Here is a 542-nt window from a genome sequence, read left to right as displayed (position 1 = left end):
TCGGTCGGGTGCACGCTCAGACGTGCAGCAGCAGATGGCGGCGTTCCCACGAGCTGATCACGCGGAAGAACGCTTCGTATTCGGTGTCCTTCAGCGCCAGGTAGGCCTTCACGAACTTGTCGCCGAGAATGCCGGCCAGCGGCGTGCAGGCGGCCATCAGCGAGATGCCCTCCTCGAGATTGCGCGGCAGCTGGTACGGCAGGTTGTAGCCGTCCGACGCGATCGGCTCGGTCGGTGCGAGCTGCTGCGCCAGGCCGAGGTAGCCGGCGGCGAGCGTCGCGGCAAACGCGAGATACGGGTTGCAGTCGACGCCCGGAATGCGGTTCTCGATCCGGCGCGCGGCCGCGCCCGACTGCGGGATGCGGAAGCCCACCGTGCGGTTGTCGTAGCCCCACTGCACGTTGATCGGCGCGGCCATGAAGCGCGACAGCCGGCGGTACGAGTTGATGTACGGCGCGAAGATCGGCATCAGCGCCGGCGTGTACTTCTGCAGCCCCGCGAGATAGCTGTGAAACATCGGCGACACGGCGCCGTCTTCGCCG

General features: G+C 67.5%; 1 pseudogene. It reads right to left on the bottom strand.

The features are described from left to right. Nucleotides 1–16: 16 nt before the first annotated feature. A pseudogene (locus GQ57_RS30710) lies at nucleotides 17–542 on the bottom strand (glutamine synthetase); the annotation flags it as partial.

Origin of the sequence: Burkholderia sp. MSh2 (genome assembly GCF_000731655.1) — a bacterium.
Classification (GTDB): domain Bacteria; phylum Pseudomonadota; class Gammaproteobacteria; order Burkholderiales; family Burkholderiaceae; genus Burkholderia; species Burkholderia paludis.
Note: the sequence above shows the minus strand (reverse complement) of the source record. Positions and strands in the feature narration are given on the sequence as shown.